The sequence below is a fragment of the Pseudomonas sp. SM4 genome, from assembly GCF_051913165.1.
Taxonomy (GTDB): Bacteria; Pseudomonadota; Gammaproteobacteria; order Pseudomonadales; family Pseudomonadaceae; genus Aquipseudomonas.
In genome coordinates this window covers 120,804-133,276 of the sequence record NZ_JBODOE010000001.1, presented here as the reverse complement: position 1 = coordinate 133,276, position 12,473 = coordinate 120,804, and the positions used below count along the sequence as shown (strand labels likewise).

Here is a 12,473-nt window from a genome sequence, read left to right as displayed (position 1 = left end):
AAATGGCACGTCAACACGCACAATTACCGGTCAGTTCACCACGTCTGCTCGCCTCTGCAATCGGTGTAGCGATTACCGCCGGCTCCGCTGGCCACATGGTGTTCGCTGCCGAAAAGACCGACAGCAAAGCCTCCGGCAATGCCATCGCCCTGGACGCCACCGCCATCACCGGCGAAGCGCAGGACGCGACGTCCTACCAGGTCGAAAAAGCCTCCTCGCCCAAGTACACCGCGCCGCTGGTCGACACGCCGCGTTCGGTTACCGTAATTCCGCAACAAGTGCTCAAAGACACCGGCGCCCTGAATATGCAGGACGCGCTGCGCACCGTGCCGGGCATCACCTTCGGCGCCGGTGAAGGCGGCAACCCACAGGGCGACCGTCCGTTCATTCGTGGTTTCGACGCGCAGGGCGACACCTACCTCGACGGGGTGCGCGACACCGGTTCGCAGAGCCGCGAAATCTTCGCCGTGGAAAACATTGAAGTCAGCAAGGGCCCGAACTCCGCCATCGGTGGTCGTGGCGCAGCGGGCGGCAGCATCAACCTGGTGAGCAAGAAAGCCCACCTGGGCAACTCGTTCGACGGTGGTTTCACCTGGGGCTCCGACCAGACCCAGCGTTACACCCTCGACGGCAACTACCAGTTCAGCGACACCGCGGCTGGCCGTCTGAACCTGATGAGCCACGAGAGCAATGTCGCCGGTCGCGACAAGGTCGATTACGACCGTTGGGGTATCGCCCCGTCCTTGGCCTTTGGCCTGGGCACCGACACCCGCGTCAACCTCGATTACTACCATCTCGAAAGCAACGACACCCCGGATTCGGGCATCCCTTACACCATTCCAACCGGTGGCTCCGCGGCACGCACCAAGTCCAACCCGGACAAACCTTACGCTGGCGGTGACCACAGCAATTTCTACGGTCTGGATCGCGATTTCCGCAAGGGCCGCACCGACACCGCGACCTTCGCCATCGAACATGACTTGAGCGACTCGCTGACGATCAAGAACACCCTGCGTCACGGCACCAGCATGCAGGATTACATCCTCACCCAGCCGGACGACAGCAAGGGCAACGTCAACAACGGCACGGTCTGGCGCCGTGCGAATACGCGCGTGAGCAACACCGAGACCACCACCAACCAGACTGACCTGTTCGGCAACTTCTACGTCGCCGGCTTCAAGAACAGCTTCTCCACCGGTGTTGAATACACCCGTGAGGAAAGCCAGAAGTCCTCGTACAACGTCAACGTCGACACCACGCCGCGCACCACCAACGTGCCATCGAGCAGCAACTGCACGCCGTCGATGATCGGCGCGTCGAGTAACTACAACTGCACGTCGCTGTCGAATCCGAACCCGAACGATCCGTGGAACGGTGCGATCTCGCGCAACTACGCCGGCACCGACACCCAGTCCGATACTTACGCACTGTATGCGTTCGACACCCTGGAGCTGTCCGAGCAATGGCTGGTGAACATGGGCCTGCGTTACGACCATTTCGAAACCGGCTACAAGACTTACACCAACGCCGGCACCACCACTTCGAAGGGTGCTGACACCAGCGAGTTCGTCACCGGTCAGTTCGGCGTGGTTTATAAGCCAGCGGAAAACGGCAGCATTTATGCGTCTTACGCCACCTCCGCCACGCCACCGGGCAACACCCTGGGCGAAGGTCAGGAAGGCAACCCGTTGGGCGGCAGCACTGATCGTGCCGGCAACCTGCTGAGCAGTGACATGGAGCCGGAAACCACCAAGAACTACGAAATCGGCACCAAGTGGGACCTGCTCAATGATCGCCTGTCGCTGACCGCTGACATCTTCCGCACCGAGAAAGAAAACGCTCGCGTGCAAGTCGACACCTCGTCGTACGAAAACGCCGGCAAGACCCGTGTGCAAGGTGTCGAACTGTCGGCCAGCGGCAAGATCACTGACAAATGGCAAGTGTTCGCCGGCTACGCCTACATGGACAGCGAGCAAGTCGACGGTGGTCCACTGGGCCGCGCCAACGACGGCAACGAACTGCCTAACACACCGAAGAACAGCGCCAGCCTGTGGACCACTTACCAAGTCACGCCGAAGCTGACCATCGGTGGTGGTGCGTTCTACGTGGATGACGTGTTCGGCAGCGTGGCCAATACCACCATGGTTGACTCGTATGTTCGTTATGACGCGATGGCCGCGTACAAGCTGACCAAGAACGTCGACCTGCAACTCAACGTGCAGAACCTGACCAACGAAAACTACTACGACAAAGCCTTCTCGACCCACTTCGCCAACCAGGCGGCGGGCCGTACGGCACTGTTGAGCACCAACTTCCACTTCTGACCCTGTAGGAGCTGCGGCACGCTGCGATCTGTTGATCCTGATCTTTAAAAGCAAAATCAAAAGATCGCAGCCTTCGGCAGCTCCTGCAAAAACAGTCGGCCCCGTTCATTCAGTTGAACGGGGCTTTTCTGCGTAATAAAGAACGCTTCTCGATAACCCACGGCATAATGCGCGCCGTGAAGACAATTTCCGAATGGACGGCGAGTGACGTGTTGAAGAAAACCCTGTTCCAGTTGCACTGGTTTTTTGGCATCACCGCAGGCCTGGTGCTGGCCCTGATGGGCATCACCGGCGCGGCCTATTCGTTTCAGGATGAAATCCTGCGGGCGATCAATCCCTCCGTCCTGCAGGTGGAAAAACAAGTCGCCGGCGTCCTCCCGCCGGTCGAACTGGTCGAGCGCATCGAAGCCACCTCCGGCAAGACCGTGTCGATGCTCTGGGTCGAGACCGACAGCGGCAGCGCAGCGAAAGTGTTCTTCACCCCGCCCAAGGGTGAGCGTCGCGGCGAGATGCGCTACTTCGATCCGTACACCGGCGAGTTCATGGGTGATGCCGTCGGCCAGGACTTCTTCGGCCTGATGCTGCAACTGCACCGCTTCCTCGCGATGGGCGATACCGGCCGCAACATCACCGGCGCCTGCACGCTGATCCTGCTGTTTTTCTGCCTCTCCGGTCTGTACCTGCGCTGGCCGCGCCAGTGGAACAGCTGGCGCGTGTGGCTGACGCTGGACTGGAAGAAAAACGGCCGCGCCTTCAACTGGGATTTGCACTCGGTGGCCGGCACCTGGTGCCTGTTGGTCTATCTGCTGCTGGCGTTGACCGGGTTGTCGTGGTCGTACGAGTGGTACAACAAGGGCCTGACCAAACTGCTTTCCGACGCGCCGCAAAACGAGCGCGTGCGCGGCGGTCGTGGCCCGGCACCGCAAGGCCCGGCGCCAACTGCCGATTACGCGGCGATGTGGAGCAGCATCTACAGCGCCGCCGGCCCAGGCCTGTCGGCGTACAACATCCGCATGCCGGCCGTGGCTGGCCAACCGGCAACAGTGTTCTATCTGCTGGAAAGCTCGCCGCATGAACGCGCGCTGAACCAGATCACTCTCGACCCGGCCACCGGCATCGTCAAACGTGTCGACCGTTACGCCGACAAGAGCTTCAAGGCGCAACTGCTGACCAGCATTTATGCGCTGCACGTCGGCAGCTATTTCGGCCTGATCGGGCGGATCATCGTCACCCTCGCGGCGGTGTGCATGCCGCTGTTTTTCATCACCGGCTGGCTGCTGTACCTCGATCGTCGGCGCAAGAAAAAGCAGATCAAGGACGCGCGCAAAGGTCTCGAGCAACCGGCCGACGATGCATCGGCGTGGCTGATCGGTTTTGCCAGTCAAAGCGGTTTTGCCGAGCAATTGGCCTGGCAAACCGCCGGACAATTGCAGGCCGCCGGTTTGCCGGTGAAGGTGCAGCCGCTGGCGAATGTCAGCGAGCAGGATCTGCGTGAGTCGAACAATGCGCTGTTCGTGGTCAGCACCTTCGGCGACGGCGAAGCGCCAGATAGCGCCCGTGGCTTCGAGCGCAAAGTGCTGGGCAAGGCCTCGACACTCGACAGCCTGAACTACGCCGTGCTCGGGCTTGGCGATCGTCAGTATCAGCACTTCTGCGGCTTCGCCAAACGCCTGCATCAATGGCTGAGTGAACACGGCGGCAAGACATTGTTTGCGCCGGTGGAAGTCGACAGTGGCGATCCCTACGCGCTGCGTCACTGGCAGACACAACTTGGTCTGCTCACCGGACAAGCGCCGGTCGATACCTGGCAGGCGCCGAGCTACGACAACTGGACGCTGACACGCCGCGAACTGCTGAACCCGGACAGCAGCGGTTCGCCGGTTTATCTGTTGGGCCTGAGCGCCCCGAACACCAGCAGCTGGATGGCCGGTGACCTGGTGGAAGTGCTGCCCCGCAACTGCCCGTGGGCCATCGAACATTTCCTCGACGGCCTGGGTATTCGTGGCGAGACCACGGTGAAAATCAACGGCCTCGACGAGCCGCTGGAAGTCGCACTGGCTTCGCGTCAATTGCCTGAGCACCGCGCGCATCTGGTCGGGCTACACGCACAGTCGCTGGTCGACGCGATGGTGCCGCTGGCCATGCGTGAATACTCGATCGCCTCGATTGCCGCCGACGGTGTGCTGGAGCTGATCGTACGTCAGGAACAGCATGCCGATGGCAGCCTCGGCATCGGTTCCGGCTGGTTGACCGAGCATGCGCCGGTTGGTGGCGCCATCAGCTTGCGCGTGCGCCGCAACAGTGGTTTCCACCTGCCGAACGAGCCAGTGCCGATGATTCTTTTGGGCAACGGCACAGGTCTGGCCGGGCTGCGCAGTTTGCTCAAGGCACGGATTGCCGACGGCCAGCAACGCCAGTGGTTGCTGTTTGGTGAGCGCAATCGCGAGCACGATTTCCTCTGCCGCGCGGAGCTGGAAGAGTGGTTGATCAATGGTGATCTGCAACGGCTGGATCTGGCGTTTTCGCGCGATCAGGCGGAGAAGATTTATGTGCAGGATCGCTTGCGTGAGTCGGCTGACGAATTGAAAAAATGGTTGGCTGACGGTGCCGTGATCTACATCTGCGGCAGCCTGCAAGGCATGGCCTCAGGCGTGGACCAGGTACTCAACGACGTTCTCGGCAGCACCGAAGTCGAGCGCCTGATCGAACAGGGCCGCTACCGTCGCGACGTCTACTGAAAAAACCCCTGTAGGAGCTGCCGCAGGCTGCGATCTTTTGATCTTGATCTTCACAAAGCAAAATCAAAAGATCGCAGCCTGCGGCAGCTCCTACGGTCAGATTGGCTGCAACTTCTGTTCGAAAACGGCTACACCATTAAGATCGCGCAACACCACGCTCATTTCCCCGCTCTGCCCTTCGATATTCACCTCGCCAAAAAACTGAAACCCGGCAAACGGCGATGCGTTCTGCACCGGTGGCGCCTTCTCGAATACCACCTCAGGGCCGAAGGTTTTATCCAGCGGATTGGGCCCGAAACTCCCGGCATTCAACGGCCCCGCGACAAACTCCCAAAACGGCTCGAAATCCTGAAACGCCGCGCGATCCGGGTGATAGTGATGCGCCGCGCAGTAATGCACGTCGGCGGTGAGGAAGACGAAATTGCGTACCTGCTGCGCACGCAGGTAGCCGAGCAATTCGGCGATTTCCACCTCGCGCCCCTGCGCCGGTCCCGGGTCACCGTTAGCTACCGCTTCCCAGCGCGCCACACCCGGGCTGACCTCGCCATCCGGCACACCCAAACCGATCGGCATGTCGGCGGCAATCACCTTCCACTGGGCTTTGGATTTCTTCAAGCCGCGCTTGAGCCAGTCCAGTTGCTCACGCCCAAGGAACGGTTTCGCGGCGCCAAGGTTGTCGTCATTGGCGCCGCGATAACTGCGCATGTCGAGCACGAACACATCGAGCATCGGCCCGTAACTGAGCTTGCGATAAATCCGTCCGCCACCGTCGGCGGCCTGCAGGCGCATCGGTGAATATTCCAGCCAGGCTTTTCGCGCGCGACCGACCAGGGTGTGGATATCTTTCTCCTGATAACGCTCGTCGAGCTGTTTGCCCGGTGACCAGTTGTTGACCACTTCATGGTCGTCCCACTGCCAGATCTGCGGCACTTCGGCGTTGAAGCGGCGGATGTTTTCGTCCATCAGGTTGTAGCGATAGTTGCCGCGATAATCGTCGAGGGTTTGCGCGACTTTGCTCTTGGCTTCGGTGGTGAGGTTGCGCCAGATGCGCCCGCCTTCGGTGGTGAGCTGAGCAGGCACCGGGCCATCGGCGTAGATGGTGTCGCCGCTGTGGATAAAGAAGTCCGGCAGGCGCAGACGCATGGCTTCGTAGATGCGCATGCCGCCAATGTCCGGGTTGATCCCAAAGCCTTGGCCGACGGTGTCGCCGCTCCAGACGAAACGAATATTGCGCCGCGCCATCGGTGCGCTGCGCAGGTGGCCCAGCCACGGTTCGCTGGCGACGCCGGTGCGGGCGTCCTTGAAATACACGCGATAGAAAATCGCCTGATCGGCGGGCAGTCCGGTGAGCTCAACGCGGGCGGTAAAGTCGCTGCGGGCATCGGCGAGCGCCGAGACCAACCGACGCGGGTTGCGAAACTGGCTGCGGGTGTCCCACTCGACCACCATGTGCGCGGGACGATCGCTGCGACTCCAGATCATCGCGCGATCGCCTTGCAGGTCGCCGGACTGCACGCCATCGGTCAGTTGCGGCCGATCCTTGACCGAAGCAATCACCGCCGGCGCCAGCCCCGGCAGCAGCAGCCCGGCGCCAATCCCTTGCACGACACGCCGACGACCAGGATTGAAATCGCTCATGCTGTTCTCCCTGAGAAAAGGAAAACTTAAGCACGACATCATGAAACACACATGACACCAGACACACCGCAGAACCCATTGTAGGAGTGAGCCTGCTCGCGATATCGGTATATCTGCCAACATTCATGTCACTGACAGACCGCTATCGCGAGCAGGCTCACTCCTACAGGAGATTTGTGGTGTCGGTTAAGCCTTGGCGGGTTCGAGGGCCAGTTCGACGGCTTCGGGGCGTTTGACTGTGGCATAGACGACGGCGGTCAACAAACTACCGGCGACAATCGCCAGCAGATACAACAGCGCATGATTGATCGCATTCGGGATCGCCAACACAAACAAGCCACCGTGCGGCGCCATCAATTTGCAGCCGAAATACATCGACAACGCGCCGGTCAGCGCACCGCCGGCAATGCTCGCCGGGATCACCCGCAACGGGTCTTTCGCGGCAAACGGAATCGCCCCTTCGGAGATAAAGCACAACCCCAATACCAGCGCCGCTTTACCCGCCTCGCGTTCGGTCTGCGCGAACTTGCGCCGCGCAATAAACGTGGCAATGCCCAGACCAATCGGCGGCACCATGCCGGCCGCCATCGTCGCCGCCATAGGTGCATAACTCTGCGACGCCAATAGCCCCACCGAGAACGCATACGCGGCTTTGTTGATCGGCCCGCCGAGGTCGACGCACATCATGCCGCCGAGCACCACACCGAGCAGGATCGCGTTGGTGGTGCCCATGCTGTCGAGAAAACTGGTCAGCGCCAACAGCATCCCGGCGACCGGTTTGCCAACCACGTAAATCATCACCAGACCGGTGAACAGACTGGCAAACAGCGGGATGATCAGAATCGGTTTCAGCGCCTCAAGACTTTGCGGCAGAGCGACATAACGGCTAATCGCCTTGGCCGCATAACCGGCAATAAAACCGGCGACGATGCCACCGATAAAACCAGCGCCCAAGGTGCTCGCCAGCAAGCCACCAATCATCCCCGGCGCCAGGCCCGGACGGTCGGCAATCGAATAAGCGATGTAACCCGCCAGTAACGGCACCATCAATTTGAACGCGGTCTCGCCACCGATCTGCATCAGCGCCGCTGCCAGCGTGCCTTCTTCCTTGAACGCGGTGATGCCGAACACGAACGACAGCGCGATCATCAAACCGCCCGCCACGACCATCGGCAGCATGAACGAAACGCCAGTCAGCAGGTGTTTGTAGACGCCGGTTTTCTCTTGCCTGGCTGGTGCTTTGCCGTCAGCCGCCGCGCTTTCCACAACAGCTTCGGCCAAGGCTTTTTTCAGCGTCGCTTCGGACTGCTTCAACGCAATGCCAGTGCCGCAACGATAGATCTTCTTACCAGCGAAACGCTCGGTAGCGACTTCGATATCCGCCGCCAGCAACACCACATCCGCTGCGGCAATCGCCGCTGCGCCCAACGGGGTTTTCGCGCCCACCGAGCCTTGGGTTTCGACTTGCAAGTCATAGCCCAGACGCTTGGCGGTTTGCTGCAAGGCTTCGGCGGCCATGAAGGTGTGAGCAACACCAGTCGGGCACGCGGTGATGGCGACGATGCGAGGGGCACGCGACGCATCAGCAACCGGCTCAGCCTCGCTGGCAACGTAGACAGATGCCTCTTCTGCACCACGTCGCAGCACCGCTTCAACATCCTGCAACGCCTGCGCCGGGGCAATCTGGAAGACCCGCTTGCCGACAAAACGCGTCATGTCGACCGCACCCGTTGCGACCAACAAAACCCACTCCGCCGCGGCAATCGTCGCCGCCGACAATTCGCGTTCCGGGTGTGCCGCATCGACCACTTCCACGCTGGTGCTCCAGCCCTGACGCTGCGCCGCCGCATCGAGCAATCGCGCGCACAGCACACTGGTGACCATGCCGTTCGGGCAAGCCGTAACAATGGCTAATTTCATGACAAACCCTCTTATTGTTCTGTCAGGGGACGCACGCGCACGCCCTGTTCGAGCTGCGCCAGTTGCGCACGGTCGTTGATGCCGAAACCGATCTGGGTCACCGCCATCGCCGCAATCGCAGTGGCCGTGCGCAGGGTTTGTTCAGGCGTGTCGGCGCTGAGCAAACCGTGGAGCATGCCGGCCAGCAATGAATCACCGGCACCGACCGTGCTGGCAACGCTGACCTTCGGCGGCGTGGCGTGCAATGCCGAGCCGACGCTGAACCAGTTCACGCCATCAGCGCCGTGAGAAATCACCACGTGCTCGATGCCTTGCGCGTGCAATTGCGCCGCTGCTTGCGCTTCGGCGGCGTGAGAAACCACCTCGCAACCGAGCGCATCGGCGAGTTCTTCGGTATTGGGTTTGATCAGCCATGGACTGGCTTTCAACGCTTCGCGCAACGCTTCGCCGCTGGAGTCGAGGGCGACTTTCAAGCCGAGCTGATTGAGCCGTTCGATCAGTTCACGCAACCACTGCGCGGTCACGCCACGCGGCAAACTGCCGGCGACAACAACCGCGTCATGACCCGGTGCGATCTGCACCAAACGATCGAGCAACGCCTGCTGCGCGACGGCATCGACCACCGGCCCCGGGCCGTTGATGTCGGTGATCCGTCCATCCTGTTCAGCGACTTTGATGTTGCTGCGCGTCTCGCCCTGTACGCGAATAAACGCATCGACAAAACCGCGCTTGGCGAACAGGGTTTCGAACGCTTGCAGATTGTCTTCGCCGAGAAAGCCACTGACCGTCAGTTGATGACCGAGGTCGGCGAGCACCTGCGCGACGTTCACACCTTTGCCGGCAGCGTGGGTGTGCATCTCGTCGCTGCGATTGACCTGACCGGCGTCCAGCCGTGGCAACTCAACGGTGAGGTCGAGCGCCGGGTTGAGGGTCAGGGTAAGAATCTTGGCCATTACAGGGCCTCCACTAATGCGCGCACTTCGTTGGCGCTGCCCACGGCCAGGGCGTGTTGAGCAAGGGTTTGCGCCTGCGTCAGGCTGAGTTCACGGATGCGCGCCTTCACTTCAGCAATGCTGCGCCCGGACACGCTGAGTTCATCGACACAGAGGCCGACCAGTACCGGCACTGCCAGCGGATCTGCCGCCAGCTCACCGCAGACGCCGACCCATTTGCCATGGGCATGGGCCGCACGCACGGTGATGTCGATCAGTTGCAGTACCGCCGGGTGCAACCCGTCCGCCTGCGCCGACAGGGTCGGGTGACCACGGTCGATGGCCAGGGTGTATTGCGTGAGGTCGTTGGTGCCGACGCTGAAGAAGTCGACTTCCTTGGCCAGCACCGGCGCGAGCAATGCGGCGGACGGCACTTCGATCATGATCCCCAGTTGCAGATCGGCGACCGGGATTTCCAGGCGCAGACGTTCGGTCATGTCGCGGGCCTGACGCCATTCTTCAACGCTGCCGACCATCGGGAACATGATCCGCAACGGACGGTTATCCGCCGACCGCAGCAGGGCGCGCAGTTGCGCTTCCATGATCTGCGGACGTTGCAAGGTCAGGCGAATGCCGCGCACGCCGAGGAACGGATTTTCTTCTTTGGCGATCGGCCAATACGGCAGCGGTTTGTCGCCGCCGACGTCCAGCGTGCGCACCACCAACGGCCGCCCGGCGAGGCCATCGAGCACACGGCGGTATTCAGCTTCTTGCGTGGCCTCGTCCGGCGCTTGCGGGTGGGCCATGAAAATCAGTTCGGTGCGCAGCAGACCAATGCCTTCGGCGCCCTGCTCCACCGCGCTGATCACGCCGGCGCTTTCGCCGATGTTGGCGAACACTTCGACGGCGTGGCCGTCGGTGGTGTGTGCCGGTTGGTGGCGTTGTTCGGCGGCAATCTTCAGGCGTTGCTCGCGGGTGTCGCGTTCTTCGGTGGCGCGTTGCAGGGTCGCCGCATCGGCATCGACGTGCAGGCGACCGCGTTGACCGTCGAGCAGCAACGGTGTGCCCGGCGCCAGCAACAAAACTGCCGCACCAGCACCGACCAGCGCCGGAATCCCGAGCGCACGCGCAACGATTGCACTGTGCGCGGTGGCGCCGCCGCGCGCGGTGAGAATCCCCGCCACGCGCGCCGGATCCAGCCGCGCGACGTCGGACGGGCCGACCTCATCCATCACCAGAATGTACGGTTGCTCAGGCTCGCTCGCGGTCTGCACGCCACACAGTTGCGCCAGCACGCGGCGACCAATGTCACGCAAGTCCGCCGCACGCTCGGCGAGCAACGCGTCCTGCAGCGATTCCTGTTGTTTGGCCGCCGCTTCGATCACTGCCATCCACGCCGCTTCGGCGCTCTCGCCTTGCTTGAGGCGTGTGTCGACTTCGTCGGTGAGTTCCGGGTCGTCGAGCATCTCCTGATGGGTGATGAAGATCTCGCGGATGGCTTTGGCTTTGCTGCGCTCGATCAGGCCCTGAATGTCGCTGCGCACGTCGCTGAGCGCTTGCTTGAGACGTTCGCGTTCAACGGCGGCGGACTCGCCCCGCATTGGGTAATCGATGGTCTGTTGCACTTGAATATGCGCCGGGCCGATGGCAATGCCGGGCGCGGCGGGGATGGCTTGCAACTGAGTGCCAGAGGCCGGGGCAATCACCACTTCGGCGATGTCGGCAAAGACTTCGCGTTGCTCGCTGATGGCGGGCAGCGGCTCGACTTCTTCGCCGAGGCCTTCTTCGATAGCAGCGAGCAATGCCGGCAAGGCGTCGGCAGCGATGCTCGGTTCGGCAATCAGCTCCAGCACCTGACCACGACGGGCGCCGAGGCTGAGCAGCTTGCTCAAACTCTTCACCGACACGGCGCTGTCTTGGCCGTCGACAATGCGCACACGAATCTCACCATCAAAACTCTTCGCCAGTTGCGCGAGAATCTTCGCCGGGCGCGCGTGCAAACCATGGGCGTTGGCCAGCGCAATGCGTGCGCTCGGCCAGTCGGCAGGCAGTTCACCGCCGAGCACTTCAAGGACTTTACGGCTGCTGGTGGCGCGACCCAATTCATGGCCGCGACCTTCGATCAGCAACGCACACAGACGTTCGAGCAGCGCTTGGTGCGCTTCGCCGAGGCTGGCCAGGCAGAACAGACCACTGAGCGGCTGGCCGAGGTAGCGCATCGGTTTGTCCGGGGTAACGAACGCCAGACCCGGGCGTTTCACGGTTTGTTCGCTGTGCAACCACCACAAGCCATCGCCCAGCGGCAGCGCTTCGACCTGTTGCAGCACCGCCGAGAAACCGTTGCTCACACAATCAGCCTGACGCAGCAGACGCGCACCACGCCAGACCAGTTCTTCGAAATCGTCAGCCGACACGCCGAGGCCGATCATCTGTGCATCCAGCGCCAGTTCCTGCGGCGCGCCTTGCAGCAGTTTCAGCAGCGCTTCCGGAGAACTGGCGCGACGCAGGGCCTGGCCCAGATCGGTCTCGCCGAGGGCGCGGGTCAGCAGTTGCAGCAGGCGCAGGTGCTCGTCGGATTTGGCGGCGATGCCGATCGCCAGATAGACGATCTGGCCATCGCCCCAGTCCACGCCCTCGGGGAACTGCATCAGGCGCACGCCGGTGGCGAACACCTGATCGCGGGTTTCCGGGGTGCCGTGAGGGATGGCAATACCTTGACCGAGAAAGGTCGAGCCCTGGGCTTCCCGGGCCTGCAATCCGGCGAGGTAGCCGTCGGCGACCAGACCATCGGCGACCAGGTGATTGGCCAGCAATTGCAGGGCGGCGGGTTTATCCACAGCCGATTGGCCCATGGATATCTGCTCTATAGTGAGCTCGAGCATGCGATCTCCTTTTTGGCATCGGATGACGCCAGGTATTGT

6 protein-coding genes are annotated in these 12,473 nt (G+C 61.9%); 2 read left to right on the top strand and 4 right to left on the bottom strand.

From position 1 onward, the window contains the following. Nucleotides 1-2: 2 nt before the first annotated feature. On the top strand, nt 3-2,324 hold the full coding sequence (locus tag ACQ4MY_RS00565) for a TonB-dependent receptor (RefSeq protein WP_440093152.1): 2,322 nt from the start codon (nt 3-5) through the stop codon (nt 2,322-2,324). 209 nt (nt 2,325-2,533) lie between these two features. After that, entirely contained in the window at nt 2,534-5,062 is a 2,529-nt protein-coding gene (locus ACQ4MY_RS00560) for a PepSY domain-containing protein (protein ID WP_440093645.1), read from the top strand. Nucleotides 5,063-5,158: 96 nt separating this feature from the next. On the opposite strand, the gene ACQ4MY_RS00555 is transcribed toward ACQ4MY_RS00560, so the two are convergent. From ACQ4MY_RS00555 to ptsP, 4 genes are all read right to left on the bottom strand, one after another. After that, nucleotides 5,159-6,700: an alkaline phosphatase D family protein gene (locus ACQ4MY_RS00555; RefSeq protein ID WP_440093149.1), complete on the bottom strand. Its 1,542-nt coding sequence runs from the start codon at nt 6,698-6,700 to the stop codon at nt 5,159-5,161. Between the two features lie 186 nt (nt 6,701-6,886). Further along, nucleotides 6,887-8,620 carry a PTS fructose-like transporter subunit IIB gene (locus ACQ4MY_RS00550; RefSeq protein ID WP_440093147.1) on the bottom strand — a complete coding sequence of 578 codons (1,734 nt, stop codon included), beginning with the start codon at nt 8,618-8,620 and terminating at the stop codon, nt 6,887-6,889. 11 nt (nt 8,621-8,631) lie between these two features. Further along, nucleotides 8,632-9,573 (bottom strand): 1-phosphofructokinase, encoded by a 942-nt coding sequence (gene pfkB / locus ACQ4MY_RS00545; RefSeq protein WP_440093145.1) that lies wholly within the window; start codon nt 9,571-9,573, stop codon nt 8,632-8,634. After that, nucleotides 9,573-12,434, bottom strand: coding sequence for a phosphoenolpyruvate--protein phosphotransferase (ptsP, locus tag ACQ4MY_RS00540; RefSeq protein ID WP_440093142.1), 2,862 nt, complete (start codon nt 12,432-12,434; stop codon nt 9,573-9,575). The genes pfkB and ptsP overlap by 1 nt, the downstream gene beginning before the upstream one ends. Between the last annotated feature and the right edge of the window lie 39 nt (nt 12,435-12,473).

Excerpts from the sequence above, each read along its gene's own strand:
- ACQ4MY_RS00565 (WP_440093152.1), top strand. The coding sequence starts at position 3 with ATGGCACGTCAACACGCACAATTACCGGTCAGTTCACCACGTCTGCTC.
- ACQ4MY_RS00555 (WP_440093149.1), bottom strand. The coding sequence starts at position 6,700 with ATGAGCGATTTCAATCCTGGTCGTCGGCGTGTCGTGCAAGGGATTGGC.
- ACQ4MY_RS00550 (WP_440093147.1), bottom strand. The coding sequence starts at position 8,620 with ATGAAATTAGCCATTGTTACGGCTTGCCCGAACGGCATGGTCACCAGT.
- pfkB (WP_440093145.1), bottom strand. The coding sequence starts at position 9,573 with ATGGCCAAGATTCTTACCCTGACCCTCAACCCGGCGCTCGACCTCACC.
- ptsP (WP_440093142.1), bottom strand. The coding sequence starts at position 12,434 with ATGCTCGAGCTCACTATAGAGCAGATATCCATGGGCCAATCGGCTGTG.